Source organism: Pseudomonas sp. B2M1-30 (assembly GCF_025447575.1).
In the GTDB taxonomy this organism is placed as follows: domain Bacteria; phylum Pseudomonadota; class Gammaproteobacteria; order Pseudomonadales; family Pseudomonadaceae; genus Aquipseudomonas; species Aquipseudomonas botevensis.
The window spans coordinates 362,273-389,155 of record NZ_JAOEJT010000004.1 but is presented as its reverse complement, the minus strand read 5'-3'; the positions used below and the strand labels follow the sequence as shown (position 1 = coordinate 389,155).

Sequence of the window (26,883 nt, the reverse complement as noted above, 5' to 3'; positions counted from 1 at the left end):
AAGGTTTCTCACAAGGCTAGATCCTCAGGTGTAAATGTCATCTTGAACGAACGATACGGAGCGAAATCGCTCGGCTTCATTCCCTGCATTTCCGTCAAACGTCCAATATTCTTGACCGCCGCCACTGCCGAAGCATCGAACGGACCGTCGCCACTGGACTTGGCCACGCTGACCGAAGTCACCGTACCGTCCGGCAACATGCCGATTTGCAGCACGACCGTCATGCCTTTGCGTGCCGAAGGTGGACGTGCCCAGCCTTCCGCTGCTCGCGCACGAATCAGGTCATCGAAACTGCCCGCGACTTCGTCACCCTGCTCATCGGCCAAGGCCTGCTGACGCTGCGGCGTGTCGGAAAGCAAATCTGCCAGGGCCTGAGCCTTTTTGTCTTCGGCGGATTTACGTGCCGCCTCCTGCGATTTTTTCTTCGCAGCATCGGCAGCAGCTTTCTTCTTCGCTTCGTCGGCGACTTTCTTCTTCGCCTCTTCAGCTTCAGCTTTCTTCTTGGCGTCTTCGGCGGCTTTCTTCTTCGCGTCTTCGACGATCTTCTTCTTGGCTTCTTCAGCGGCCGCTTTCTTGGCCTCTTCTTCAGCAGCCTTCTTGGCTTCTTCTTCAGCTTTCTTCTTGGCTATATCAGCCAATTGTTTCTCTTCTGCCTTCTTGGCGTCGGCGGCTTTCTTCGCGTCATCGGCTTTCTTGGCTTCATCAGCCTTTTTCGCCTCGTCCGCTTTCTTCGCCTCATCGGCCTTCTTGGCTTCCTCGGCCTTTTGAGCCGCTTCTTCTTTCTTTTGTTCCGCAGCCTTTATCGCTTCCTGCTCGACCTTTTTCTGTTCCATCTGCTCGACTTCGGTCTGGCGCGCGGCGGATTTCTTCGCCTCACCCGCAATCTTCTGATTGGTCTGGGTGGTTGCCTGACTTTTCGATTTCAGTTGGTACAGGGTCGCCTGGACAATCGGCTTGGCCGGCGGCAGCTCCGGCGTCAGGGCGAAACTGACGAACAGCATGCCGAACACCAGCACGTGCAAGCCAATCGCCCAGACACTGGGCCAGAAGTAGCTTTCCGAGGCAGACGGCTCTCGCTGTTGCTGCATCAGGGGGCCTCGGTAATCAAACCAACATTACCGACCCCGGCTTTTTGCAGGCCGCCCATTGCGCCCATCACGGCGCCGTAGTCGACGCTCTTGTCGCCGCGAATGAAGACCTGGGTGTGCTTGCCGTTTTCATTGCCGACACGAATGATCTTGGTCACCGCGTCGGTCATCTGCGGCAGGGTCATCGCCCTGTCCTGCTGCTTGTCGGTGTCGACTTCGCTGCCAAGGTTCCAGTAGTAGGTCTTGTCAGCCTTGATCGAGATGGTCAGCACCTGGGTGTTGTTGTCCTGCGGCAAGGCTTCGCTGGAAACCTTGGGCAGATCCACTTTCACGCCCTGATTGAGCATCGGAGCCGTCACCATGAAGATGACCAGCAGCACCAGCATCACGTCGATGTAAGGCACTACGTTCATCTCGGCGACCGGCTTGCGCTTGTTTCGGGCTCGAGCGATTAAAGCCATCGGGAATTACCTGCTCAGTCTTCGCTGGTGTGCACTTTACGGTGCAGGATCGCCTGGAACTCATCGGCGAAGGTGTAGTAGCGGCCCAGCAAGGTTTCGCTGCGGGCAGAGAAACGGTTGTAAGCGATAACGGCCGGGATCGCGGCGAACAGACCGATAGCGGTAGCAACCAGAGCTTCGGCGATACCCGGAGCCACGGTGGCCAGGGTCGCCTGCTGCGCACTGGCCAAACCACGGAAGGAGTTCATGATGCCCCAGACCGTACCGAACAGACCGATGTACGGGCTGACCGAACCAACGGTCGCGAGGAACGGCAGGCTCTGCTCCAGCTTCTCTTCTTCGCGGGAGATGGCAACGCGCATGGCACGGGCCACGCCTTCCATCACCGCTTCAGGATCGACACCTGGCTGCTGACGCAGACGGGAGAACTCCTTGAAACCGGCGCGGAAGATCTGCTCCACACCCGAATCCGGATCCGGGTTGCTGCCGGCCTGGCGATAGAGTTTGGACAGGTCGATACCCGACCAGAAGCGCTCCTCGAAGCTCTCCAGGGCACGTCGACCGGCGCGCAGCAGATTGCTGCGCTGAAAGATCATGATCCATGAGGTCACCGATGCGGCCACCAGGGTCAACATTACCAACTGCACCACGATGCTGGCATTGCTGACCAGGCTCCACATGGAGGAATGGTCGACGACGTTAGCTTCCACGCTTTATCTCCTGCTTTGAGTGTGTACCCGTGCCGACCGCGTCGGCAAAGGCCGCACGCAGGTCTTCGGGAAGGGCCCGGGGTTTCAAACTGTTAGTGCGCACACAGGCCACCAGAAACTGCCCTTCGCAGAGCAGCACATTATCCGTCGCCCGCCTGACCTGCTGTCTGAAGCGCAGGCTGGCACGGTTCAATTCGATTACATCAGCGCTTACCAGCAGTTCGTCGTCCAGTCGCGCCGGCGCGTGATAACGCGCTTCGCTGGAATGCACGACAAACAACAGGTCCTCCCCTGCCAGCGCCGACTGGGCAAAGCCCAGCTCGCGGAGCCGCTCGGTTCGAGCCCGTTCCATAAACTTGAGGTAATTAACGTAATACACGATGCCGCCCGCATCGGTGTCCTCGTAATAAACGCGACAACGATGTGCGAACGGCTCAAGCCCGTTTTGCGCGCGCATACTCTAGTGCTTACTCCTCGGGTTGCCAATCCGGCCAGGCAACTGTTTTTCATTGTTCGAAGGCTTTACCGCAAAAGTACCGTCCTGAGACAGTACAAACGCTGAATAAATCGACAATAAATGTGTATTAATCGTCCACGGCATCGAGAAACTCGTCTACCACGGGCATCTCGCCCATTCGTGTCGGAATGTTTAAACCAAAGTGCAGGTACGCGTGCCGGGTCACCACCCGGCCTCGCGGCGTGCGCATGATGTAACCCTGCTGGATCAGGTACGGCTCCAGCACGTCCTCGATAGTGTGACGCTCCTCGCTGATCGCCGCCGCCAGGCTGTCGATGCCCACCGGGCCGCCATCGAACTTCTCGATCATGGTCAACAGCAGGCGCCGGTCCTGATGATCGAAACCATGTTCGTCGACATCCAGCAGATTCAGTGCCTGATCGGCCACGGCCTTGGTAATGTGGCCCTTGGCCCGGACTTCAGCGAAATCCCGCACCCGCCGCAACAGCCGGTTGGCGATTCGCGGCGTACCACGGGCGCGACGGGCAATTTCGAAGGAGCCTTCCGGATCCAGCGGCAAGCCGAGGATATTCGCCGAACGGCTGACAATGGTCGCCAGGTCCGAAGTGCTGTAGAACTCCAGACGCTGGACGATGCCGAAACGGTCGCGCAACGGGTTGGTCAGCATGCCCGCCCGGGTGGTCGCGCCCACCAGGGTGAACGGCGGCAGATCGAGCTTGATCGAGCGCGCCGCCGGCCCTTCGCCGATCATGATGTCGAGCTGGAAATCTTCCATGGCCGGGTACAGCACTTCTTCGACGATCGGCGACAACCGATGGATTTCGTCGATGAACAACACGTCATGGGGCTCGAGATTGGTCAACAGCGCCGCCAGGTCCCCCGGCCGCTCAAGTACCGGACCCGAGGTGCTCTTGATCGACACGCCCATTTCCTGGGCAATGATGTTGGCCAGGGTGGTTTTGCCCAGGCCCGGCGGGCCGAAGATCAGCGTGTGATCGAGGGACTCGCTGCGGCCACGGGCGGCCTGGATGAACAGTTCCATTTGCTCGCGCACGGTCGGCTGGCCGATGTATTCGGCCAGACTGACGGGGCGAATCGCCCGATCCTGGACTTCTTCGCGCTCACGCGGACTGTGCGTGGCGGCGATCAGACGATCAGCTTCAATCACTTAAATCATTCCCTTCAGGGCACGGCGAATCATGTCTTCACTGCTCAAGCCTTTCTCCTTGATCGCGGAAATCGCCTTGCTCGCTTCCTGCGGCTTGTAGCCCAGGGAAATCAGCGCGCTGACCGCGTCGTTTTCGGCGGTGTTGACCGGCGCCGGGCCATCGGGCTGGTTCGGCACCAGGGCAAACATGGCCGGCGAGGTTTCCCACGCCTTGAAGCGATCCTTGAGCTCGACCAGCAGACGCTCAGCGGTTTTCTTGCCGACCCCCGGCACTTTGGTCAACGCCGAAGTGTCCTGGGATTGCACGCAACGGATCAGCTCGTCGACTTCCAGGCTCGACATCAAGGCCAGGGCCAGTTTCGGCCCGACACCATTGAGACGGATCAACTCACGAAAAAAGTCTCGCTCACGCTTGCCGGCAAAGCCATAGAGTAACTGCGCGTCTTCACGTACGACCAAATGGGTGTGCAAGGTCAGCGGTTCACCGACCGACGGCAGACGATAGAGGGTGGTCATGGGCACTTCCAGCTCATACCCGAGGCCGTTTACATCCAGAATCAGGTGCGGCGGCTGCTTTTCAGCCAGTGTGCCGCGCAAGCGTCCAATCACGTTTCAGATCCTTGAGCGTTGGCCAGCGGTGGGCTGGCGACTGACAGAGGCCGGGTTTCGGGCCGACGACCCAGGCGCAAAACCCGCCTTGCGTAAAAATAACTGCTGATGCTATCAGAGACGCAGGCGTCCGCCACGACTGCGTGCCGTCCCCAACCCATGGGGCAACAGGCTCGCCCGGGTGTGGGCATGACAAATGGCAATCGCCAGGGCGTCCGAGGCGTCGATCTGCGGCTTGCTAGTGAGTTTGAGCATGTGCATGACCATCATTTGCACCTGTTCCTTGTTCGCCGCACCGGTGCCGACCACCGCCTGCTTGACCTGGGTCGCCGTGTACTCGGCGATTTCCAGGCTTTCCTCGGCGCCGGCAACGATGGCCGCTCCTCGGGCCTGGCCGAGCTTCAGCGCCGAATCGGCGTTGCGCGCCATGAACACCTTTTCGATGCCCATGGTCACCGGGCCGTAGGTCTGAATGATCTCCCGCACGCCGCGGTAGACGATTTGCAGACGCTCATGCAGTTCGCCGCCTCCGGTGCGAATGCAACCCGAAGCCACGTACACGCAACCACGCCCGGTATCGCGTACCACGCCGTAACCGGTGATGCGCGAACCGGGGTCGATACCAAGAATTAAAGTCATAACGCCTGTGGAGTCGGTAAACACATAAATTCAAACAGCGAATAACCAATGTGGGAGCGGGCTTGCTCGCGAAAACGGTGTGTCATTCAGCATCAATGTTTGCTGATACGCCGCCTTCGCGAGCAAGCCCGCTCCCACATTCAATCGTAGTCGCTCTTAGCCGAGCTGAGCGGCCACGTCTTCCGGGATGTCTGCGTTGGAGTAGACGTTCTGCACGTCGTCCAGATCCTCGAGCATGTCGATCAGCTTCAGCACTTTCTCGGCACCCTCCAGATCCAGTTCGGCGCTGGTGGTCGGCTGCATGACGATTTCCGCGTCGTCGCCCTTGAAGCCGGCAGCTTCGAGAGCATTGCGCACCGCGTAGAACCCGGTGAACGAGGTGAATACGTCAATCGAACCGTCTTCGTGGCTGACCACGTCGTCGGCATCGGCCTCCAGCGCCGCTTCGGTCAACGCATCCTCGTCCACGCCCGGCGCGAAGCTGATCTGCCCCTTGCGCTCGAACAGGTACGCCACCGAACCGTCGGTGCCGAGGTTACCGCCGCACTTGCTGAACGCATGTCGCACGGCTGCCGCGGTGCGGTTGCGGTTGTCGGTCATGCACTCGACCATCACCGCCACGCCGCCCGGACCGTAACCTTCATAGGTCAGCTCTTCAACGTTGTCAGCCTCGGTCGCGCCGGCGCCACGAGCGACTGCGCGATCAATGATGTCGCGGCTCATGTTCGCACCCAGAGCCTTGTCCAGCGCCAGGCGCAGACGCGGGTTGGAACCCGGATCGCCACCGCCCTGACGGGCCGCAACGGTCAGCTCACGGATCCACTTGGTGAAAATCTTGCCTCTCTTGGCATCCTGACGTTCTTTGCGGTGCTTGATGTTCGCCCACTTGGAATGACCTGCCATAACTCGCTCCGAATTCTCTTTGAAACGTCGCCCGCCGCGCGAACCGCGCCGGCCGGCAAACAAAAAATCTCGATCTGTTTTCCACAGAAAGAAAAAAGGCGCATCCGAAGATGCGCCTTCAGGCCCGTCTTACTCAGCCTTTGGCGTTTCGCGCAAACGAATGTGCAGCTCACGCAGTGCCTTGGCATCCACCAGACCCGGTGCCTGCGTCATGACGCACGCCGCGCTCTGGGTTTTCGGGAAGGCGATCACTTCACGGATCGACTGGGCGCCGGTCATCAGCATCACCAGACGGTCCAGACCGAAGGCCAGGCCACCATGCGGCGGTGCACCGTACTTCAGGGCGTCGAGCAGGAAGCCGAATTTCTCTTCCTGTTCCGCTTCGTTGATGCCCAGCAGGCGGAATACCGCCTGTTGCATTTCCTTGCGATGGATACGGATCGAACCGCCACCCAGCTCGGTGCCGTTCAGAACCATGTCGTAGGCGCGCGACAGAGCGGTGGCCGGGTTGGCCTCCAGCTCTTCAGGCGTGCACTTCGGCGCGGTGAACGGGTGGTGCAAGGCGGTGAAGCTGCCGTCGTCGTTCTCTTCGAACATCGGGAAGTCGACAACCCACATTGGTGCCCATTCGCAGGTCAGCAGGTTCAGGTCGTGACCGAGCTTGATGCGCAGCGCGCCCAGGGCCTCGCTGACGATCTTGGCCTTGTCGGCGCCGAAGAACACGATGTCGCCATCGACTGCACCGACGCGATCGAGGATCACGTTCAGGTTGGCTTCCGGGATGTTTTTCACGATCGGCGATTGCAGACCGTCAACACCGGCAGCACGCTCGTTGACCTTGATGTACGCCAGGCCCTTGGCACCGTAGATGCCGACGAACTTGGTGTAGTCGTCGATCTGCTTGCGCGGCATGCTCGCCCCGCCGGGAACGCGCAGCGCGGCGATACGGCATTTAGGGTCGTTGGCCGGGCCGCTGAACACCTTGAATTCAACGTCTTTGAGCTGATCGGCAACGTCAACCAGTTCCAGCGGGATACGCAGGTCAGGCTTGTCGGAACCGTAGCGACGCATGGCCTCTTCGAAGGTCATGTGCGGGAATTCACCGAACTCCAGACCCAGCACTTCCTTGAACAGGGCGCGGATCATGCCTTCGGTCAGGCCCATGATGTCTTTTTCATCGAGGAAGCTGGTCTCGATGTCGATCTGGGTGAATTCCGGCTGACGGTCGGCACGCAGGTCTTCGTCGCGGAAGCACTTGGCGATCTGGTAGTAACGGTCGAAGCCGGCCACCATCAGCAGTTGCTTGAACAGCTGCGGCGATTGCGGCAGGGCGAAGAACGAACCGGCGTGGGTACGGCTCGGCACCAGGTAGTCGCGAGCGCCTTCCGGCGTGGCGCGGGTCAGGATCGGCGTTTCCACGTCGAGGAAGCCGTTCTCGTCGAGATAACGACGGATGCTGGTGGTCATGCGCGAACGCAGACGCAGCTTCTCGGCCATTTCCGGACGACGCAGGTCGATGAAGCGATAACGCAGGCGGGTTTCTTCGCCGACGTCAGAGTATTCGTTGAGCGGGAACGGCGGGGTTTCGGCTTCGTTCAGCACTTCCAGCTCGTAGCCCAGCACTTCGATCATGCCCGAAGCCATGTTGGCGTTGCCGGCGCCGGCAGGACGCAGACGCACCTTGCCGGTGATCTTGACCACGTATTCGCTGCGCACACGGTCGGCAGCGGCGAAAGTCTCGGCGCGATCCGGGTCGAACACCACCTGGGCCAGACCTTCACGATCACGGATATCGAGGAAAATCACCCCGCCGTGGTCGCGACGACGGTGAACCCATCCGCAAAGGGTAATTTCCTGGCCTTCCAGGCTTTCGTTCAGTTGGCCGCAATAATGGCTGCGCATCATGGTAGTGGTTTCGCTTCTCGTAATTCGAAATTCGGTGGAGATCCCGTCGCACTCAAGCACTGTGCAACATGTGGAAGCTCACGCGTGTCGTTCAACCCGGGCCTAAACCCTAGTCAGATTTGTCGCCACCGGCCAGATTCTTCTTCGCGCCGGTCTTGAAATCGGTTTCGTACCAACCGCTGCCGCTGAGGCGAAAGCCCGGCATGGACAGCAATTTCTTGAGCTCTGGCGCCTGGCAGGCAGGGCAGTCGACCAGCGCTGCCTCGCTGATCTTTTGAATGGCTTCCAACTGATGACCACAGGAAGCACATTGGTAATCGTACATCGGCATGGAGGTGTCTCGGCGATCAGATTGCTGCCGCAAGCAGGGCCGTGCGGCGAAAGAGCGGGATTATATCGATTAAATGCGGCCTGTGCAGCCGGAAGACTGCACAGGCCGTCTACTCGTCAACACCGCCCTGCACTGTCCCCCGGAGAATCCCTGAGGCCATGCATGACACACACCACCCGCACCAGACCGCTGAAGTTTTTCACCCCGCCGTGGCGCAGGTGTACTTCACGATCCACCCTGGACAGCAATGTACCGACCGAACAGCCGTTATCCTCAGCCATGCCGCCGAGGATATTCCAGTAGACCTGCTCCAGACGCATGCAGGTTGCAAAACCGTTCAGGCGTACCGACCGCGACAACGGACGGATCAGCCCCATATCAAACTCATCGAGAAACGGATCGACAGCCATGTGCTGTCGCGTACCGGCAATCCTGTCCTCTCGCCTGCCTCCATCTACCATATCGCTGACACTCCTTTGCCATCTCTGCCTGTGATCCAGGCGACATCCTGTGCCCTCATTAAAGGCGCAGAGGCAAAGGCATATCCAGACGACTTTATGACCGGCAACGTAGGATAAGCCGACAATACAAGGCAGATCATGGAGCGCCAGCTGCGCTTCTCGATTTCCTACCAGATCAGGTGCTCTTTCCTGCCACCAAAGGCGCAAAAGCGCACGGACATCATTTATCCGTGCGCCTTACATCGTCAGCCCTCCAGCAGCACCCGCAACATCCATGCGGTCTTCTCGTGTACCTGCATGCGCTGGGTCAGCAGATCGGCGGTGGGTTCGTCGCTCACCTTGTCCAGCAGCGGAAAAATGCCACGGGCGGTGCGCGTCACGGCTTCCTGCCCCGCCACCAGTTGCTTGATCATTTCCTCGGCGCTGGGCACGCCCTCCTCTTCCTTGATAGAAGACAGGCGCGCGTACGTGGCGTAGGCGCCCGGCGCCGGATAGCCCAACGCACGGATACGCTCGGCAATCGAGTCCACGGCCAACGCGAGCTCGTTGTATTGCTCTTCGAACATCAGGTGCAGGGTGCGGAACATCGGCCCGGTGACGTTCCAGTGGAAATTATGGGTTTTCAGGTACAGCACATAAGTGTCCGACAGCAGACGGGACAACCCTTCGACGATGGATTTGCGGTCTTCTTCACTGATACCGATATCGATTGCCATGCTTACCCCCTAAGGCGATTGAATTCATCCAACGGATGCCGACCCACTCTAGCAAGGCAATCCGCCTGTCGCAGCCCCAAATCGAGGCGATAGCTGCGACCAATTGACCGGCAAAGTGCCACTGGCCGGGCTGATTTGAGTAGGCGCAGGCTTTGCGGTTAAATAGACGGCGTGCCATGCCCCGTAATCCGGGGCTGCGCATAGGCTGATACCGGGTACGTGTCCACCGCCTCTTATTGTTTCGAAGCGAACCGTGCGCCTTCAGCTCTTCCTTGTGAGCCGTCATAACGTGAGTCATTAAAAATGTTGAAAATCGTCCATCTGCTAGTGGGCGCAGCGGCCTTGCTGCTGTCGTTCATACCTAGCCTGAAACCTGAAGCCGTACCTTACCTGCAACAACCCGATGCACTTTACCTGGCCTTTTTCGGCCTGCTGAACCTGATCCTCGCGCCAGTCATTCCGTACTGGAACAAGGGTCCGCGCCAGCATCTGCAAAATCTGGTCAGCGCCTTGCTGGTACTGACCGTCGTCCTGCAAACCCTGACCCTGATCGCCCCGATGCCCGTCATCGCCGGTCAGCCCGCCGTGCTGTTCAGCCTGGTGATCGCCCTGGTAGCCGTGGTCCTGCACCTGGCCGTCAGCTTCTACAAATCGTCACCGGCCGCCGCAGCGCAAAGCTACGACATGAGCAACCGCGATACCGGCACCGTCAAGTGGTTCAACACCTCCAAGGGCTTTGGCTTTATCTCCCGGGATTCCGGCGATGATATTTTCGTACACTTTCGCGCCATCCGTGGCGAAGGCCACCGCGTTCTGGTCGAAGGCCAGCGCGTGGAGTTCTCGGTGATGAACCGTGACAAGGGCCTGCAGGCCGAAGACGTGATCGCCGCGCTGCCGCGCCGCTGATCCACGCAAAAAAAACCGCGAGCAGCCCAGGCTGCTCGCGGTTTTTTTGTGCCTGATGAAACCTCAGTAGTGAGGCGGCGGCGCGTCTTCCTCGAAGGATCCGAACTGTCCGACCATCTCCTCCTGACGCTTGAGCACCGCCGCCATCTGCAATTGCAGACGCTCGATGATCTTCTGCTGCGCCACCAGTTCGTCGTTCAACGTCTGAATGGTGTCATCCTGAAACGCCAGCCGGCTTTCAAGATCGGTAACACGCTGTTCCAGGCTCATGATTCAGCCCTCCAGAAACGTGAAATCTGCCGGCAGCACCAGGCGCAGCCGCTCACGAATGGCCTCGACCTGATCCGCCACGTAAGGTTTTGCCGGGTGTTTGCCCCAGACCGGCGCCGGCCATGCGGCGTCATCACGCTTGCGCACGATCACATGCATATGCAATTGACTGACGACGTTGCCCAGGGTCGCGACGTTCAGCTTGTCGGCGTCGAACGAGTCCTTCAGCACCTCGGCCAAGGCAGTGGTTTCCTGCCACAGTTGCTGCTGGTCGGCGACATCCAACTGAAACAACTCGCTGATATCGTCGCGACGAGGCACCAGGATGAACCATGGGTAGTTGGAATCGTTGGACAGCAGCAGCCGGCAGAGCGGGAAGTCGCCGATGGTCAGCGTGTCCTGTTGAAGTCGTGAATCTAAAGCAAACACTGCGCGCACTCCCGGCTGATCGACATAATTCAGCTTAGCGGCCCTCCCCAATGGACGGCGCACCAAGCGACAGGCAGGCAGCATACCTGCGATTGCACGCGGCTTCACGACGAGCCAGCCAATGGCGACCTTCTCCCGACGCCCCGACATGTGACATTTGTCGACAGCCTGCACCATCACGGCAACAGCGGGGCTATTGAATACACGGAAAGGACCGGCAAGCCGAGACACGTTCAAGCCCGCCACCGACTCGAACTGTGTGATTTCGGTACAGCCCGTAATTTTTTTTGCACCAAAACCGCACAGTGCGTCTACGCTCAGTGCGTCGGCCATCCGCCAAATACTCACAGGCGGGGTGAACCGGTAACGTTTCTGGTTGTCGCGTGCTTCCCTCCGACGCGCCAACACCATAGCCACAGCGGCGTCAAGCCCGAAGAAAAACAGGCTTGAAGCCCCGTATTTATGAGGTTTTTACAGGTACAGACAAGCGCGCAGAAAAATAACCGTACCGAGAATGCGGTTTGTGCACGCTTGTTGCATTGGTACTCATATGGACTATAAGCGCATCACCGGAAGTGAATGCCTTAAGCCCAATAAGAACAGTGGCAGGGTTGCCCGATGGAGATTCAGATGTTTTGCCAGGGACTCTTTTTTAGCGATGCAGATGACTGGAAAACAGCTGAAAAGTTGTCAGTCCGATTGCATTGGTACTGTGAATTTGCGACATCTACCAAGCCATTTGCGACAACGTCGTAAAGATGCCGAAAGGATGGATTCGCAAGTATCGCCAACAATGTCGGCGTGATATAAGTTTGCGCCGACACAAAAAGAAAGAGCCGCCCAGATAATAAAACAGGTGGGACGGCAGTACTCTTCTAAAACCAAAGGAGCAAATCACGATGCGCGTGATGAAGTGGAGCATGATCGCACTGGCAGTTGCAGCAGCAGCCAGTACTCAAGTGGCAACAGCCGCACCGTTCGTAGAAGACCAAGCTGACGCCAAGGGTTTCGTTGAAGGCGCAAAAGCCGACTTGCTGATCCGTAACTACTACTACAACCGTAACAAGAAAGACGGTGCAGTAGACGACAAAGACTGGACCCAGGGCATTCAGGGCAACTTCAGCTCCGGCTACACCCAAGGCACCGTTGGTGTTGGTGTTGAAGCCTGGGGTCAACTGGCAATCAAACTGGACGGTTCCGACAAGTACTCCGGTTCGGGCAACCTGAGCACCAACGCCCAGGGCGAGAACAACGACAGCCAGGGCAAAGCCGGCGCTGCCGTCAAGTTCCGCGTTTCCAAGACCGAGCTGAAAATCGGTGACATGCAGCCTTCCACCGCACCAGTGTTCGCAGTTGGCGGCTCCCGTATCCTTCATCAAACTGCCAGCGGTATCCAACTGCAGAGCAGCGAAGTCAAAGACCTCGACCTCGAAGCCGGTCACTTCACTTCGGCCACCAGCCAGGACCGCAACGCCCGTGACGGCGACCTGTGGGCTACCTACGCTGGCGTGAAAGCCAACTCCATCGACTACCTCGGTGGCAAATACGGCATCAACGACAACCTGTCGGTATCGCTGTATGGCGCACAACTGGAAGACATCTGGAACCAGTACTACGCCAACGTGAACCTGACTACCCCATTCAGCGGTGACACTTCGCTGAACACCGACTTCAACATCTACCGCACTACCGACACCGGCAGCGCCAACGCGGGCGACATCAGCAACACCGCGTTCTCCCTGGCTACCGCCCTGTCGTTCCTGAAAGCACACACCATCACCCTGGCCTTCCAGAAAGTGAATGGCGACACTCCGTTCGACTACATCGGCGTGGGTAAAAACAACCGCGGTGGCGACTCGATCTTCCTCGCCAACTCCATCCAGTACTCTGACTTCAACGCCCCTGGCGAGAAGTCTGCCCAGGTTCGTTATGACCTGAAAATGGCCGAGTACGGCGTGCCTGGCCTGAGCTTCATGGCCCGTTACGTGAAAGGTTGGGACATCGACGGCACCAACACTCCGGCAGGCAGCGCCTACACCGGTCTGTACGGTGAAGATGGCAAACACCGCGAAACCAACGTTGAAGCCAAATACGTTGTTCAGTCGGGCCCGGCCAAAGATCTGTCCTTCCGTATCCGTCAAGCCTGGCACCGTGCCAATGCTGACGAAGGCGAAGGCAACGTTGACGAGTTCCGCCTGATCGTCGACTACCCGCTGTCGATCCTGTAATCGACGCCGGTTAGTTTGCGTTAGCAATAAAAAAGGCCCATCTTGCGATGGGCCTTTTTTATTGCACGGAATTCGCTGATTTAGTTAGCCAGCTAAACATTAAACTACTGACCAAAGAGTCAGTGTTTGAATGTCTGTTACCGATCACTGCACCGCCGATTCCTGAACCACACGAATAACCCGCTGCGGAAATGGAATATCAATACCGGCAGTCTTTAAACGATCGCGGGACTGTTCGTTAAACATGAACATCACATCCCAATAGTCTGCGGTTTTAACCCACACACGCAGGGAAACAGTGATCGAACTGTCACCCAGGGTCGAAATAACCGCTTGTGGCGCCGGATCCTGCAGAACGCGATCATCCTTGGCCAGATCCAGCAGCACCTGACGGGCCTTTTGCAGATCGGCTTCGTAATCGACACCGACATCGAACACAACCTTGCGGGTTGGCTGACGGTTGGTGTTGGTAATGATGCCGTTCGACAGATTGCCGTTAGGTACGATGATGGTCTTGTTGTCGCCGGTGCGCAGTACGGTGTGGAAAATCTGGATGCTGTCGACCGTACCCGCCACACCCTGCGCTTCGATCCAGTCACCGATACGGAACGGACGGAACAGCAGAATCAGCACACCGCCAGCGAAGTTGGCCAGGCTGCCCTGCAACGCCAGACCGATCGCCAGGCCGGCCGCACCGATTGCCGCCACGAATGACGTGGTTTCGACGCCGATCATCGACGCCACGCTGACAATCAGCAGCACCTTGAGAATGATGTTCGCCAGGCTGCTGATGAAACCTTGCAGCGCCAGGTCGGCATTGCGCAGGGCCAGCAGGCCGCCGAGCTTTTGCGTGACCTTGTTGATCAGCCACCAGCCGATGGCCAGTGTCACGATCGCCAGCAGCACACGGCTGCCGTATTCCATGATCATCGGAATCCACGCCTGGGAAGCCTTGACCAGGTTGTCCACCTCAGCATTCAAATCCATCTTCTATCTCCTGATTTCCGGCTACCCGGCCTGTAAAAAGTCAGCGGCAGAAAGACTGAACCGGTTAGGGCTCAATCGTTTCTGCCGTTGCTTGGGCCTCGGACGCTTTAAACGCCGAGAGGTTCCGCAGTGAAGCTTAGTCGCGGAAGTTGTTGAACTGCAGTGGCATGCCGAACTCATGGCCACGCAGCGCTGCAATGGCTTCTTGCAGGTCATCACGCTTCTTGCCGGTCACACGCACCTGCTCGCCCTGAATGGCGGCCTGCACCTTGAGCTTGGCTTCCTTGATGTGCGAAACGATCTTCTTCGCCAACTCCTTGTCGATGCCTTCCTTGAGCACGGCGTCCTGTTTCATGACCTTGCCCGAGGCGAAAGCGTCCTTGACCTCAAGGCACTGCACATCGATCTTGCGCTTGATCAGGGCCAGCTTGAGGATCTCGATCATCGCTTCCAGCTGGAACTCGGCTTCCGCGGTCAGGCTGACGGTCAGGTCCTTTTCCTTGAACTCGAAGCTGCCCTTGCCTTTCAGGTCATAACGACGGTCGAGATCCTTCACGGCGTTCTCGACCGCGTTGGTGAGTTCGTGTTTGTCCAGTTCGGATACCACGTCGAACGACGGCATGTAGTCTCTCCAATAAAAAGGCGCGCTCGATCAGGATGGAGCGCGCTTGGCTTGCGGTTAAAATCGCGCTCATTATAACGGGTCTTTTCCTACCGACACGGCGAGCCGCACATGCCTGTACGCAATCGAGCAAAAAACTGATGTCCACCACCTGGCATGTTCTCGGCGCCGGAAGCCTCGGCACGCTCTGGGCCACACGCCTGGCCCGCGCCGGCCTGCCGGTCAGGCTGATCGTGCGCGACGCCGAACGCCTGCTCAGCTATCAGGCCGCCGGCGGCCTGACCCTGGTCGAGCATGGCGAAGCCAATACCTACGACGTACCCGGCGAGACACCGGACGCCGACGAACCGATCCGCCGCCTGCTGGTGGCGTGCAAAGCCTACGATGCGGAAAACGCCGTGGCCGGCGTGGCGCATCGCCTGGCGCCGGATGCCGAGCTGATCCTGTTGCAGAACGGCCTCGGCAGCCAGGAAGCGGTGGCCAATCGAGTCCCTCAAGCGCGCTGTATCTGCGCCTCCAGCACCGAAGGGGCGTTTCGCGATGGCGACTGGCGCGTGGTGTTCGCCGGTCACGGTTACACCTGGCTGGGGGACGCCGGTCATCCGGTGCCGCCGTTCTGGCTGGATGACCTGGAAGCGGCGAACATTCCCCACGAGTGGAGCGCCGACATCCTTACCCGCCTGTGGCGAAAACTGGCCCTCAACTGCGCGATCAATCCGCTGACCGTGCTGCACGACTGCCGAAATGGCGGTTTGCAGCAGCATCATTGCGAAGTCGCCACGCTGTGTTCGGAACTGGCCGAATTGCTGGAGCGCTGTGGACAACCGGCTGCGGCGGACAATCTGCAACCGGAAGTCGAACGGGTGATCCACGCCACCGCCGCCAATTACTCCTCGATGTATCAGGACGTCGCCAATCAGCGCCGCACTGAAATCAGCTATCTGCTGGGTCATGCCTGCAAGGTCGCCGAGCGCCATCGACTGAACCTGCCGCATCTCAAGCAATTGCAGCAGCGCCTGATCGCTCATCTGCAACGCCTCGGATTGCCCAGCGACTGAGCAGCGGCTACGCTGCCCACTTGTTCCTTTGTTGCGATAAACCCGATGCCATTGCGCCAGCGCCTCGAAAACCTGCCGGTCGGCCAGAAACTGCTGGCCGCCCTGCTGGTGCTGTTGACCACCGTTTTGCTGGTCGCCAACCTGACTTTCATCAGCGCCGCCTACTATATCTCCCAGGAAAGCATGGCGCCGCAGGCCCTACAGACCATCGGCCGGCTGGTGTCCAATCCGAGCCTGGTGGCCGAGGCCTTGCAGTCGCAACAAAGCGCCGAACGCCTGCTCAAGGAGCTCGACAGTTACTCGCCGCTGCGCGCTGCCGCCCTCTACGACGGCAAGGGCGAGCGTCTGGCGCAGTTGCAACATGGCGACAAACTCAAGCTGCCGGAGCGTTACCGGCATATCGAAGCCTGGCAACTGACCGAGTTTCGCAGCAATCAACTGATCACCCTGCCCCGCCCCGGCACCGCGCCGGGGCACCTGTTGCTGGTGGCAAGCAGCGAACTGCCGGTGGCGTTCTACACCGGCACCCTCACGGCCAGTCTGGGCATCCTGATTTTCAGCGTGCTGTTGTGGCTGGTGATTGCCCGGCAGATCAAACGCCTGATTACCCGGCCAATCCATCAACTCGAAGAACTGTCACGCCAGGTGACCCGCGAGGAGAACTACGCCCTGCGCGCCTCCCGTGGCAACCACGACGAAATCGGCAGCCTAGCCGAAGCCTTCAATACCATGCTGTCGCGCATCGAGGCCCGTGAGCAGCAGCTCAAGCGCGCCCGTGACGACTCGCAGGCCGCCTACGATCAGGCACAAGGCCTGGCCGAGGAAACCCGCCACACCAACCGCAAGCTGGAGCTGGAAGTCCAGGTGCGCAGCAAGATCGAGAAGAAGCTCACCGGGTTTCAGAACTACCTCAACAGCATCATCGACTCCATGCCGTCGGCGCTGATCGCCCTCGACGAACAGCTCTACGTCACCCAATGGAACCAGGAGGCCAGTGCGCTTTCCGGGACGCGGCTGGATGAGGCGCTGAACCAGCCGATCTTCCTCGCCTTCGAGCCGTTGAAGCCGTTCCTGCCGCAGCTCAAGCAGACTGTCGAGCAGCACACCGTGGCGAAGATCGAGCGCGTGACCTGGTTCAAGGACGATGAGCCCAAGCATTACGCCCTGACGTTCTACCCATTGATGGGCGGTGCCGGGCGCGGTGTGGTAATCCGTATCGACGACATCACCCAGCGCCTGTCCCTGGAAGAAATGATGGTGCAGTCGGAGAAAATGCTCTCGGTCGGTGGCCTCGCCGCCGGCATGGCCCACGAGATCAACAACCCGCTGGGCGCGATCCTGCACAACGTCCAGAACATCCGTCGACGCCTGTCGACGGACCTGCCGAAAAACCTCGAACAGGCCGAACAACTGGGCGTCGAGCTGGAAACGGTGAATCGCTACCTGAAAGTGCGGGAAGTCCCGCAACTGCTCGACGGCATCCAGCAAGCCGGCGCCCGGGCCGCGAAAATCGTTACCCACATGCTCAGTTTCAGTCGCCGCAGCACCCGGCAAATGGCCCCGTGCGACCTGCCGGCACTGATCGATCAAGCGGTGGAAATCGCCGGCAACGACTTCGATCTGGCGATCGGCTTCGACTTCAAGGGCCAGGCGATCATCCGCCAGTTCGACACGGCCCTCGGCCCGGTGCCGGGCACCGCCAACGAACTGGAGCAAGTGCTGCTCAACCTGCTGAAAAACGCCGCGCAGGCAATCCACCAGCGCGAGGACGACAGCGAACCCGGGCGAATCATTCTGCGCACCCGGCTCAATCCGCCATGGGCGGAAATCCAGGTCGAAGACAACGGCATCGGCATGAGCGAGAACGTGCGCAAACGCACCTTCGAGCCGTTCTTCACCACCAAGGAAATCGGCCAGGGCACGGGCCTTGGCCTGTCGGTGTCGTACTTCATCATCACCAACAACCACAAGGGCCAGATGGAAGTGCAATCGGCGCCGGGGCAAGGCACATGCTTCACCCTGCGCCTGCCATTGACCCAACCGGCGCCCATCGCCGCCCCTACCCACCAATTATCGAGGTAAGCCATGGGCTTTCGCTTGTCGAAGATTTACACCCGCACCGGGGACAAAGGCGAAACTGGCCTGGGCGATGGCCGCCGCGTGCCCAAGGATCACCCCCGAATCGAAGCCATCGGCGAGGTGGATACGCTGAACAGTCAGGTCGGTGTGCTGCTGGCCGGATTACTCGCCGAACGAGAGGCGTGTCCGGGGCTGAATGAGCTGATCGAGGTTCTGGCACCCTGCCAGCACCGTCTGTTCGATCTCGGCGGCGAACTGGCGATGCCGGAATATCAGGCCCTGAACACGGCGGAAATCGAGCGCCTGGAAACAGCCATCGACGTGTGGAACGAAGAGTTGGGACCACTGGAGAATTTCATTCTGCCGGGCGGCTCGATGCTGATTGCCCAGGCCCACGTCTGCCGCAGTCTGGCGCGCAGTGCCGAGCGGCGTTGCCAGCACTTGAATGCCGTGGAGCCACTGGCCGGGGTCGGACTGGCTTACATCAATCGCCTGTCGGATCTGTTGTTCGTGGCGGCGCGGTTGATTGCGCGACGCCAGGGGATTGCAGAGATTTTGTGGCAGCCGGCGGCCAAACCTTCAGCCTGACCGGACGCCTTCGCGGGCAAGCCCCTCCCACAAAAGCACCACACTCTGTGGAAGCGCGCTTGCCGCGAACAGACCGGCAGCCTCAGCGCAACATCAGCCCTGAGGCCAGAACGCCCGAATCCCCGCCACACCCTGAGCCCCGGCATGCCAGGCCTGCTCGCGCTCCGTCGGGCCGACTCCGCCCAGCAGGAACACCGGTTTGCTGAAACCTTCGATCAGCGTCGACGCCTGCTCCCAGCCCAATGGCTGCGCATCCGGATGAGTCAGGGTCGGTTGCACCGGCGACAGAGTCACGAAGTCCACGCCCATCTGCTCGGCCAGCGTCAGTTCTTCAGCGTTGTGACACGACGCCGCCAACCAGCGCTGCGCCGGCAATGGACGCCCGGCCGCCGCGTACTTGCGCAACTGCGCCGAGGTGATGTGCCAACCGGCGGAGGGGAAATCCCCCAGCCATTCGAACGGACCTTTGATCATCAACTGCGCCTTGCCGGCGCACAGACCGACCGCATCCACCGCCAGATCGCGGTACTTCGGGTCGTAGCCGTTGGGTGCGCGCAACTGGATCAACTTGATCCCGCCGGCAATCGCTTTCTGGATGCCACGCAGCAACGCCGGGGCTTCCAGGTCTTCCGGGGTGATCAGGTATTCGCCGGGCAACCGCGCGGCCGCGACGATCGGCTGGTTGGCCGCCGGGAACTCGTAGTCTGCCAGTTCCTTGGCCGTGACCCAGGCCAGTGGCTGACCTTCGGCGCCGTGTGGTTCGCCGCTGAAGTCCGAGACTTCCCAGACATCCAGCAACACCTGTTTGTCCGGGTAATCGTGGCGCACCTTGATCAGTGGCCGGGCGGCACCGACGACGATGCCCAACTCTTCCTGCAGCTCACGGGCCAGCGCGGTTTGCACCGACTCGTCGGCCTCGACCTTGCCACCGGGAAACTCCCAAAGCCCACCCTGATGCTGGGTGTCGGCACGGCGGGCGATCAGAATCTTGCCGGCGCTGTCACGAATGACGGCGGCGGCGACGTGTACACGTTTCACGACTGCAACTCCTCCAGTCCGGCCTTCTGCCAGACCTTGAAGGCTGGCCATTGGTAGACGGTTTCAACATAGGCGGCATCCACTGCCGGCAACTGCACCTGATAGGTACGCAGACGCACGGCAATCGGTGCAAAAAAGGCATCGGCCAGGGTCATCCGCCCGAACAGGTACGGGCCAGGCTCGGTGGCAACGGCGCGACATTCGGCCCACAGCGCAAGCATCCGTTCGATATCGACCTTCACTTCCGGTGGCACCGGGTTCAGCGGCGCGTCATGGCTCAGCTTGAACGGCATGTGATTGCGCATGGCGAAGAAGCCGCTGTGCATTTGTGCGCAGGCGGAACGCGCCTGGGCACGGGCGGCGGGATCTTTCGGCCAGAGATGGGCGGCCGGAAACTGTTCGGCCAGGTATTCGGCGATCGCCAGGGAATCGGCAATGGTGCCGTGTGCGGTTTTCAGCAAAGGCACCTTGGCGGTCGGCGAATGCTTGAGCATCCGTTCGCGGGTGTCGGGCTTGCCGAGCCTGATCAACTCCTCCGTGTACGCAGCGCCGGTCAGGTCGAGCGCCAGAGCGGCGCGCAGCGACCAGGAAGAGAGCAGTTTGTCGCCGATGATCAGGTGCAGGGACATGGTGTGGCGCCTTTTCGTCAGTGGAAAAACCTTGAGACTCGGGTGTCCAGGCTGCCGTCTCGCAGGCAGCCCGTTCCCACCCTTCGGATTACGTGCGGTATTCGGCGTTGATCTTCACGTATTCGTGCGACAGGTCGGTGGTCCAGATGGTTTCGCTGCAATCGCCACGACCCAACTCGATACGGATGGTGATCTCTTCCTGCTGCATCACCGCCGAGCCCTGGGCTTCAGTGTAGGTCGCCGCACGGGCGCCACGGCTGGCGATGCACACTTCGCCGAGGAACACGTCGATCTTGCTCACGTCCAGATCCGGCACGCCGGCACGGCCCACGGCGGCGAGGATACGGCCCCAGTTCGGGTCGGAGGCGAACAGCGCGGTCTTGATCAGCGGCGAGTGCGCCACGGTGTAACCGACGTCCAGGCATTCCTGGTGATTGCCGCCGCCGTTGACTTCAACGGTGACGAACTTGGTCGCGCCTTCGCCGTCGCGAACGATGGCCTGGGCCACGTCCATGCACACTTCGAACACCGCTTGCTTGAGCTTGGCGAACAGCTCGCCTTCGGCGCGGGTGATTTCCGGCAACGCAGCCTTGCCGGTGGCGATCAGCATGCAGCAGTCGTTGGTCGAGGTGTCGCCGTCGATGGTGATGCGGTTGAACGACTTGTTCGCGCCGTCCAGCATCAGGTTCTGCAACACTTCGCGGGAGACTTTGGCGTCGGTGGCGATGTAGCCGAGCATGGTCGCCATGTTCGGACGGATCATGCCTGCGCCCTTGCTGATGCCGGTGACCGTGATGGTCACGCCGTCATGCTGGAACTGGCGGCTGGCACCCTTGGGCAGGGTGTCGGTGGTCATGATGCCGGTGGCGGCAGCTTCCCAGTTGTTCTCCGAGAGATCATCCAGCGCAGCCTGCAACGCGCCTTCGATCTTCTCGACCGGCAGCGGCTCGCCAATCACGCCCGTGGAGTACGGCAGGATCTGGCTGGCGTCGACGCCCGTCAGTTCGGCCAGTTTCGCGCAGGTGCGCTCGGCAGCGGCCAGGCCCGGCTCGCCAGTACCGGCGTTGGCGTTACCGGTGTTGGTCAGCAGATAACGCACGGCGTTCTGCACGCGCTTTTTCGCCAGGATCACCGGCGCCGCGCAAAAGGCGTTCAGTGTGAACACGCCGGCCACGGTCGAGCCTTCGGCACAGCGCATCACGACCACATCTTTGCGCCCGGGGCGCTTGATGCCGGCCGAGGCGATACCGAGTTCAAAACCGGCAACCGGGTGCAACGTTGGCAAAGGACCAAGACCAACAGCCATGAATGCGCTCCTTAATCAGTGATGTCAGCACCGCTACGCTGTTTATCTACAAGAAAGCGGCGGTGTAAATGGCAAAACGCCGCGACGGCTGATGCCGGTCGCGGCGCGGGTATTTCAGCGATTGAAACGGGGTTTACTGGATCTGCCCGTGGCAATGCTTGAATTTCTTGCCCGAACCGCAGTAGCACAGCTCGTTGCGGCCCAGTTTCTGCTCGTTGCGAACCGGGGCGGTGGCGAGGGCCACATCGACCTCTTCACCGATTTCCGGCTGCGCTTCCAGACCTGGCGCTTCGGCATGTTCGAACTGCATGCGAGCGGCCAGCGCCTCGGCTTCCTGGCGCAGACGCGCTTCTTCTTCGGCCGGATCTTCGCGGCGAACCTGAACGTGCGACAGCACACGGATCGAGTCGCGCTTGATCGAATCCAGCAGCTCGGAGAACAGCGTGAACGACTCGCGCTTGTATTCCTGCTTCGGGTTCTTCTGCGCATAACCACGCAGGTGAATACCGTGACGCAGGTGATCCATGGTCGACAGGTGGTCTTTCCACAGGTCGTCCAGTACGCGCAGCACGATCTGCTTCTCGAAGGAGCGCAGTGCGTCGGCACCGGCCTGGTCTTCTTTCTCGTTGTACGCGGCGATCAGTTCGGCCAGCAGCTTCTCGCGCAGGGTTTCTTCGTACAGGTGATCGTCTTCGTCGAGCCATTGCTGGATCGGCAGCGACACACCGAAGTCGCTCTGCAACGCGGACTCCAGACCGGTCACGTCCCACTGCTCAGGCAGCGATTGCGGCGGAATGTGTGCGCTGACGGTGGCGTTGAGCACGTCCTGACGGAAATCGGCGATGGTTTCGCCGACGTTGTCCGCAGCCAGCAACGTGTTGCGCATGTGATAGATCACTTTACGCTGTTCGTTGTTGACGTCGTCGAACTCGAGCAGTTGCTTGCGGATGTCGAAGTTGCGGCCTTCAACCTTGCGCTGTGCCTTCTCGATGGCGTTGGTCACCATGCGGTGCTCGATCGCCTCGCCCGGCTGCATGCCCAGGGCCTTCATGAAGTTCTTCACCCGGTCAGAGGCGAAGATGCGCATCAGGCTGTCTTCCAGCGACAGGTAGAAGCGGCTCGAACCGGCGTCGCCCTGACGGCCGGCACGGCCACGCAGCTGGTTGTCGATACGACGGGATTCGTGACGCTCGGACGCGATCACCTGCAGGCCACCGGACTCCAGCACTTGCTGGTGACGCTTCTGCCAGTCGGCCTTGATCTGGGCGATCTGCTCGGGGGTCGGGTTTTCCAGCGAGGCGACTTCAACTTCCCAGTTGCCGCCCAACAGGATGTCGGTACCACGACCGGCCATGTTGGTCGCGATGGTCAGCGCGCCCGGACGACCGGCCTGGGCAATGATCTCGGCTTCCTTCTCGTGGAACTTGGCGTTCAGAACCTTGTGTTCGATGCCTTCTTTGACCAGCAGGCTGGACATGTGCTCGGAGGTTTCGATGGTGGCAGTACCCACCAGCACCGGACGACCGGCGGCCATGCTTTCCTTGATGTCGTTGACGATGGCCGCGTATTTCTCGTCGGCGGTCAGGAACACCAGGTCGTTGTAGTCCTTACGGGCCAACGGTTTGTTGGTCGGAATGACGATGACCGGCAGACCGTAGATCTGATGGAACTCGAACGCTTCGGTGTCGGCCGTACCGGTCATGCCGGACAGCTTTTCGTACAGACGGAAGTAGTTCTGGAACGTGGTCGACGCCAGGGTCTGGCTTTCGGCCTGGATGTTGAGGTTTTCCTTGGCTTCGATGGCCTGGTGCAGGCCCTCGGACAGACGACGGCCCGGCATGGTACGACCGGTGTGTTCGTCGACCAGGACAACCTGACCGTCCTGCACGATGTATTCGACGTTGCGGTGGAACAGCTTGTGCGCACGCAGGCCGGCGTAGACGTGAGTCAGCAGGCTCAGGTTGTGCGCCGAGTACAGGCTTTCGCCTTCGGCCAGCAAGCCGATGCTGGTGAGCTGGTCTTCGATGAACTGGTGACCAGCTTCGTTGAGTTCGACCTGACGGGTCTTCTCGTCAACGGTGTAGTGGCCTTCCTGGGTGACTTCGCCTTCGACTTCTTCGACGTGCAGCTTGAGTTTCGGGATCAGCTTGTTGATCTCGATGTACAGCTTGGAGCTGTCCTCGGCCTGACCGGAAATGATCAGCGGGGTACGGGCTTCGTCGATGAGGATGGAGTCGACTTCGTCGATCACGGCAAAGTTGAGTTCGCGCTGGAATTTTTCTTCCATGCTGAACGCCATGTTGTCGCGCAGGTAGTCGAACCCGAATTCGTTGTTGGTGCCGTAGGTGATGTCGGCGGCGTAGGCCAGGCGTTTCTCTTCCGGCGGCTGGAACGGCGTCACGATGCCGACGGTCAGGCCGAGGAATTCATACAGCGGACGCATCCAGTTGGCGTCCCGGCGGGCCAGGTAGTCGTTCACGGTCACAACGTGTACGCCCTTGCCGGACAGCGCGTTGAGGTAAACGCCCAGAGTACCCACCAGGGTCTTGCCTTCACCGGTACGCATTTCGGCGATCCGGCCTTCATGCAGGGTCATGCCGCCGATCAGCTGGACATCGAAGTGACGCATACCCATGACGCGCTTGCCGGCTTCGCGGGCGACCGCAAAGGCTTCGGGCAACAGCTTGTCGAGGGTTTCCCCTTTGGCGATGCGGTCCTTGAACTCGGCAGTCTTGGCGCGCAGTTGATCGTCCGAGAGGGCGACCATTTTCTCTTCGAAGGCATTGACGAGCTGCACCGTCTTGAGCATGCGTTTGACTTCACGCTCGTTCTTGCTTCCAAAAAGTTTCTTTAACAAAGGCGCAAACATATCGGCAGGATCTTCCACACTAAAGGGATGGAGGGCGGCCCCGTGAGTCGCCCGTGCAGCCCTCATGGCCGCATGCGAACGAGCATTCTACCCGGAAACGGTGGTGAGGAAAGTGGGGATATTCCACGATGCTGGCACAGCGCTTTGACGGGGCTCACTTAAAATAAGGGCGTTTTGCTCAACTTCAAGCCGTTCACGGCAGAAGTCAGTCGTGGATTTAATGGGCAAAGCAGGGACAAAAGCAATGGGCGAGTGAAATGGGTGCTTTCTGCTACCATGGCGCCTCTGTGACTTCCGGTGTTCGATCATGGCATTTCGCCCACTTACAGCCAGAGCGCCCGCCGTTCTGCTTCGCGAAGCCAAGCCGCTCAAAGCCCTTCTCGGCCATGCGCAACGACTCGCCCACCTGCAACGCCTGCTCGACAGCCAACTGCAACCCGCCGCCCGCGAACACTGCAGTGTCGGGTCATGGAAGGAAGGCACGCTGACCCTGGTCGTCAACAATGGCCACTGGGCCACGCGCCTGCGCTACCAGCAAAAACGCTTGCAACGGCAGCTGCAACTGTTCGATGAGTTTGCCAATCTCATGCAGATCCGCTTCGTGGTGCGACCTGCGACCGTTCAGCACGAGCCGAGCGGACACACCATCGACCTGTCGACGGACGCAGCGGCGACCATTCAGTCCACCGCCGACGGCATCAGCGATCCGAACCTGCGCGCGGCGCTGGAGCGCCTCGCGGCACACGCCAAGCCCAAGTCCTGATCGCCTGCCCCCAGCAATCGTTTCAGCGGCGTTTGCTGCCGCCCAGCAACGAGCCCATCAGGCCGCGCACCAATTGCTTGCCCAACTGGTTCGCCGCCTGACGCATCGCCGACTTCAGCGCCTGCCCCGCCGCCGTGCCGAGGAACTCTCCGGCCCGGTCGGCCAGACTCGGTTCTTCGACGGGCGGTCTGCCCGGTGCCGCCTCGGCCTCCGGTGCGAGGCCTTTGCGCCCCATCAGGATTTCATAGGCTGACTCACGGTCGATCGGCTTGTCATAACGCCCCTTGAACGGCGACCCGGCGATCAGCACCGTGCGCTCGGTGTCGGTCAACGGCCCGATCCGCGACTGCGGCGGCGCCACCAGCACCCGCTGGACCATTTCCGGCGTGCCTTTTTCCTGCAAGGTGCCAACCAGCGCTTCGCCGATGCCCAGTTCGGTCAAAACCGTCAGGCTATCGAACGCCGGATTCGGCCGGAACCCATCCGCCACCGCACGCAGGGATTTCTGCTCCTTGGCGGTAAACGCCCGCAGCCCGTGCTGGATCCGCAACCCCAGCTGCGCCAGCACGTCATCCGGCAGGTCGCCGGGCGACTGGGTGACGAAATACACGCCGACGCCCTTGGAGCGAATCAGCCGCACCACTTGCTCCAGCCGCTCCTGCAAGGCCTTCGGCGTATCGGCGAACAGCAGGTGCGCCTCGTCGAAAAACAGCGCCAGCAGCGGTTTGTCGGCATCGCCGCGCTCCGGCAGTTGCTCGAACAATTCGGCCAACAACCACAGCAGGAACGTCGCGTAGACTTTCGGCGCTTCATGAACCAGACGGCTGGCGTCGAGCAAATGAATGCGCCCGCGACCGTCGGCGGCCGGTTGCAGAATATCCTCCAGTTGCAGGGCCGGCTCGCCGAACAGCGCTTCAGCGCCCTGCTGCTCCAGGGTTGCCAGACGCCGCAACAGCGCCTGACTGGAGCCGGTGGTCATCAGCGCGGCGTCTTCGCCCAGCAGTTGCGGGTTGTCCTTGAGGTGATTGAGCAGCGCCTTCAGATCCTTCAGATCCAGCAGCAACAGGCCCTCGCGGTCCGCCACTTTGAACGCCGCGTACAGCGCCGACTGCTGGCTGTCGGTGAGTTCCAGCAGGCTGCCGATCAGCAGCGGCCCCATTTCGCTCAACGTGGTGCGAAGCGGATGACCGGACTGACCGTGAATGTCCCACAACGTCACCGGATAAGCCCGGGCCTGGTAATTGAGCCACGGCATGCCGGCAATACGCTCGGCAATTTTGCCCTGAGGGTTGCCGGCGGCACCCAGGCCGCACAGGTCGCCTTTGATGTCAGCGGCGAACACCGCGATCCCGGCATCACTGAAGGCTTCGGCCAGGCGTTGCAAGGTGACAGTCTTGCCGGTGCCGGTGGCGCCAGCCACCAGTCCATGGCGATTGGCCAGGCGCATGGCCTGGGCGATCGGTTGCCCTGTGAGATCAGCGCCGATAACGAGTTTCGAGGAATCAGGCATTTGGTCACCTAGTGATTAATCTTTGTCAGGCATGGCCGATAGCTATAGATGAGAGACCAGACCACAAGTCAGGTCTGACATTTCCCTAAGGAGAGTCGGAAATATCAGTTTGCTTTCAACCCTGCCCATTTT

At 60.3% G+C, this 26,883-nt stretch carries 27 protein-coding genes; 6 read left to right on the top strand and 21 right to left on the bottom strand.

The window, feature by feature from the left end:
• Positions 1–8: 8 nt before the first annotated feature.
• From tolA to N8H74_RS11130, 12 genes are all read right to left on the bottom strand, one after another.
• Positions 9–1,088 (bottom strand): cell envelope integrity protein TolA, encoded by a 1,080-nt coding sequence (gene tolA, locus N8H74_RS11185; RefSeq protein ID WP_217832841.1) that lies wholly within the window; start codon positions 1,086–1,088, stop codon positions 9–11.
• Positions 1,088–1,540: a protein TolR gene (tolR, locus tag N8H74_RS11180; RefSeq protein ID WP_217832960.1), complete on the bottom strand. Its 453-nt coding sequence runs from the start codon at positions 1,538–1,540 to the stop codon at positions 1,088–1,090. Before tolR ends, tolA begins: the two co-directional genes overlap by 1 nt.
• Before the next feature lie 23 nt (positions 1,541–1,563).
• Entirely contained in the window at positions 1,564–2,259 is a 696-nt protein-coding gene (gene tolQ / locus N8H74_RS11175; RefSeq protein ID WP_217832840.1) for a protein TolQ, read from the bottom strand.
• Positions 2,249–2,716 (bottom strand): tol-pal system-associated acyl-CoA thioesterase, encoded by a 468-nt coding sequence (ybgC, locus tag N8H74_RS11170; RefSeq protein ID WP_007951203.1) that lies wholly within the window; start codon positions 2,714–2,716, stop codon positions 2,249–2,251. The genes tolQ and ybgC overlap by 11 nt, the downstream gene beginning before the upstream one ends.
• Before the next feature lie 127 nt (positions 2,717–2,843).
• The gene (gene ruvB / locus N8H74_RS11165; protein WP_262147551.1) at positions 2,844–3,905 is read right to left on the bottom strand and encodes a Holliday junction branch migration DNA helicase RuvB; all 1,062 of its coding nucleotides are present in this window, start codon (positions 3,903–3,905) and stop codon (positions 2,844–2,846) included.
• Positions 3,906–4,514 carry a Holliday junction branch migration protein RuvA gene (ruvA, locus tag N8H74_RS11160; protein WP_007951205.1) on the bottom strand — a complete coding sequence of 203 codons (609 nt, stop codon included), beginning with the start codon at positions 4,512–4,514 and terminating at the stop codon, positions 3,906–3,908.
• A gap of 114 nt (positions 4,515–4,628) precedes the next feature.
• On the bottom strand, positions 4,629–5,153 hold the full coding sequence (gene ruvC / locus N8H74_RS11155; RefSeq protein WP_217832838.1) for a crossover junction endodeoxyribonuclease RuvC: 525 nt from the start codon (positions 5,151–5,153) through the stop codon (positions 4,629–4,631).
• 156 nt (positions 5,154–5,309) lie between these two features.
• Positions 5,310–6,056 (bottom strand): YebC/PmpR family DNA-binding transcriptional regulator, encoded by a 747-nt coding sequence (locus tag N8H74_RS11150; RefSeq protein WP_085745204.1) that lies wholly within the window; start codon positions 6,054–6,056, stop codon positions 5,310–5,312.
• 129 nt (positions 6,057–6,185) lie between these two features.
• Complete coding sequence (aspS, locus tag N8H74_RS11145) at positions 6,186–7,961, bottom strand: aspartate--tRNA ligase (protein ID WP_217832837.1); 1,776 nt, start codon at positions 7,959–7,961, stop codon at positions 6,186–6,188.
• Between the two features lie 109 nt (positions 7,962–8,070).
• On the bottom strand, positions 8,071–8,292 hold the full coding sequence (locus N8H74_RS11140) for a zinc ribbon domain-containing protein (protein WP_217832836.1): 222 nt from the start codon (positions 8,290–8,292) through the stop codon (positions 8,071–8,073).
• Positions 8,293–8,408: 116 nt separating this feature from the next.
• Positions 8,409–8,753, bottom strand: a complete 345-nt coding sequence (locus tag N8H74_RS11135; RefSeq protein WP_217832835.1) for a ribbon-helix-helix domain-containing protein — start codon at positions 8,751–8,753, stop codon at positions 8,409–8,411.
• A gap of 245 nt (positions 8,754–8,998) precedes the next feature.
• Entirely contained in the window at positions 8,999–9,469 is a 471-nt protein-coding gene (locus tag N8H74_RS11130; RefSeq protein ID WP_217832834.1) for a Dps family protein, read from the bottom strand.
• A gap of 303 nt (positions 9,470–9,772) precedes the next feature.
• Here N8H74_RS11130 and N8H74_RS29285 point away from each other — a divergent pair, with 303 nt between their 5' ends.
• Entirely contained in the window at positions 9,773–10,375 is a 603-nt protein-coding gene (locus N8H74_RS29285) for a cold-shock protein (RefSeq protein WP_217832833.1), read from the top strand.
• Positions 10,376–10,438: 63 nt separating this feature from the next.
• Here N8H74_RS29285 and N8H74_RS11120 read toward each other — a convergent pair whose 3' ends face one another.
• Both N8H74_RS11120 and N8H74_RS11115 read right to left on the bottom strand, forming a co-directional pair.
• A complete protein-coding gene (locus N8H74_RS11120) occupies positions 10,439–10,645 on the bottom strand; it encodes a SlyX family protein (protein WP_217832832.1) in 207 nt (68 codons plus the stop codon).
• A gap of 3 nt (positions 10,646–10,648) precedes the next feature.
• On the bottom strand, positions 10,649–11,074 hold the full coding sequence (locus tag N8H74_RS11115) for an HIT domain-containing protein (RefSeq protein ID WP_217832959.1): 426 nt from the start codon (positions 11,072–11,074) through the stop codon (positions 10,649–10,651).
• An 899-nt stretch (positions 11,075–11,973) separates the two neighbouring features.
• On the opposite strand from N8H74_RS11115, the gene N8H74_RS11110 reads away from it, so the two are divergent.
• Positions 11,974–13,302 (top strand): OprD family porin, encoded by a 1,329-nt coding sequence (locus tag N8H74_RS11110; RefSeq protein ID WP_217832831.1) that lies wholly within the window; start codon positions 11,974–11,976, stop codon positions 13,300–13,302.
• A 144-nt stretch (positions 13,303–13,446) separates the two neighbouring features.
• On the opposite strand, the gene N8H74_RS11105 is transcribed toward N8H74_RS11110, so the two are convergent.
• The gene (locus tag N8H74_RS11105) at positions 13,447–14,289 is read right to left on the bottom strand and encodes a mechanosensitive ion channel domain-containing protein (RefSeq protein ID WP_262147546.1); all 843 of its coding nucleotides are present in this window, start codon (positions 14,287–14,289) and stop codon (positions 13,447–13,449) included.
• 136 nt (positions 14,290–14,425) lie between these two features.
• Positions 14,426–14,911, bottom strand: coding sequence for a YajQ family cyclic di-GMP-binding protein (locus tag N8H74_RS11100; protein ID WP_217832829.1), 486 nt, complete (start codon positions 14,909–14,911; stop codon positions 14,426–14,428).
• 140 nt (positions 14,912–15,051) lie between these two features.
• Here N8H74_RS11100 and N8H74_RS11095 point away from each other — a divergent pair, with 140 nt between their 5' ends.
• From N8H74_RS11095 to N8H74_RS11085, 3 genes are read left to right on the top strand one after another with little or no spacing between them, the layout of a single operon-like run.
• The gene (locus N8H74_RS11095) at positions 15,052–15,969 is read left to right on the top strand and encodes a putative 2-dehydropantoate 2-reductase (protein ID WP_262147544.1); all 918 of its coding nucleotides are present in this window, start codon (positions 15,052–15,054) and stop codon (positions 15,967–15,969) included.
• A gap of 45 nt (positions 15,970–16,014) precedes the next feature.
• Positions 16,015–18,051, top strand: coding sequence for an ATP-binding protein (locus N8H74_RS11090; protein ID WP_262147542.1), 2,037 nt, complete (start codon positions 16,015–16,017; stop codon positions 18,049–18,051).
• A gap of 3 nt (positions 18,052–18,054) precedes the next feature.
• A complete protein-coding gene (locus tag N8H74_RS11085; RefSeq protein ID WP_217832826.1) occupies positions 18,055–18,636 on the top strand; it encodes a cob(I)yrinic acid a,c-diamide adenosyltransferase in 582 nt (193 codons plus the stop codon).
• A gap of 93 nt (positions 18,637–18,729) precedes the next feature.
• Here the strand turns inward: N8H74_RS11085 and N8H74_RS11080 are convergent, their stop codons facing one another.
• The 4 genes from N8H74_RS11080 to secA form a co-directional block, all read right to left on the bottom strand.
• Positions 18,730–19,674, bottom strand: coding sequence for a Nudix family hydrolase (locus N8H74_RS11080; protein ID WP_262147540.1), 945 nt, complete (start codon positions 19,672–19,674; stop codon positions 18,730–18,732).
• The gene (locus N8H74_RS11075; protein WP_262147538.1) at positions 19,671–20,303 is read right to left on the bottom strand and encodes a glutathione S-transferase family protein; all 633 of its coding nucleotides are present in this window, start codon (positions 20,301–20,303) and stop codon (positions 19,671–19,673) included. The genes N8H74_RS11080 and N8H74_RS11075 overlap by 4 nt, the downstream gene beginning before the upstream one ends.
• A gap of 88 nt (positions 20,304–20,391) precedes the next feature.
• Entirely contained in the window at positions 20,392–21,609 is a 1,218-nt protein-coding gene (gene argJ, locus N8H74_RS11070; protein ID WP_262147536.1) for a bifunctional glutamate N-acetyltransferase/amino-acid acetyltransferase ArgJ, read from the bottom strand.
• Between the two features lie 133 nt (positions 21,610–21,742).
• Positions 21,743–24,478: a preprotein translocase subunit SecA gene (secA, locus tag N8H74_RS11065; RefSeq protein ID WP_217832822.1), complete on the bottom strand. Its 2,736-nt coding sequence runs from the start codon at positions 24,476–24,478 to the stop codon at positions 21,743–21,745.
• 307 nt (positions 24,479–24,785) lie between these two features.
• On the opposite strand from secA, the gene N8H74_RS11060 reads away from it, so the two are divergent.
• Positions 24,786–25,241: a DUF721 domain-containing protein gene (locus N8H74_RS11060; RefSeq protein ID WP_262147533.1), complete on the top strand. Its 456-nt coding sequence runs from the start codon at positions 24,786–24,788 to the stop codon at positions 25,239–25,241.
• A gap of 22 nt (positions 25,242–25,263) precedes the next feature.
• Here the strand turns inward: N8H74_RS11060 and N8H74_RS11055 are convergent, their stop codons facing one another.
• Positions 25,264–26,751: a DUF853 domain-containing protein gene (locus N8H74_RS11055; protein WP_262147532.1), complete on the bottom strand. Its 1,488-nt coding sequence runs from the start codon at positions 26,749–26,751 to the stop codon at positions 25,264–25,266.
• Positions 26,752–26,883: the final 132 nt, after the last annotated feature.